A 632-nucleotide genomic window follows, 5' to 3' on the forward strand; every position below is an offset into this window, starting at 1 on the left:
ACTAAATTCATTTGCCATCGCACCTGGAACGCAGAGTAGACTCCCTGCCAGTAACCAAGCACTTTTGCTAAACCAATGTTTCACGTATGTCTCCCTGAACTTACGCTGGTTGCCTAAGTATTACAATTGGATATAGATGTCGTACTGCTGACCATCTCGCTCAACAGTCAAATTCAGTTCTTGCGGATCGCTCATCACTTGCATCAGTTGTACTGAAGAAGATGGATCACTTAAATCGATCCCATTAAGTTGCACCGCAATATCACCAGGTTCTAGACCCACATCATTAAATAACGCCGCATCACGACCCGGAGAAACTCGGTAGCCAATAATGGCGTCGTCTTTTTTCACTGGAGAAATGGTGATGTATTTAAAGACACTCTGTGGATCTTTCGCAATCTCCTCTCGGATTTGCTCTAGTTTGTCACTCACGTCTGACGCAGGTTCTTTCTGTGCAGCTTGCACTCGAGTAGCCTGCGGCGATTCTGACAATTTTGTATACTCAACGCCTTCCAGCATTAGAGTTTCATCTCGGCCTTCGTTATCGATGATCACGCGATCGACCAACACCGCTTTTAGTATGGCACGCGTACCTTCAATTTCTTCGCTAATTCCGTAGGTCGCTTGCTTAC

1 protein-coding gene is annotated in these 632 nt (G+C 45.7%); it reads right to left on the reverse strand.

Annotated features, from left to right (window positions below; all coding sequences use genetic code 11):
* Window positions 1–120: 120 nt before the first annotated feature.
* On the reverse strand, window positions 121–632 hold a 512-nt coding region (gene gspC / locus R8N47_RS26115; protein ID WP_318186218.1), incomplete at its 5' end, for a type II secretion system protein GspC.

This window comes from Vibrio sp. 2132-1, assembly GCF_033344315.1.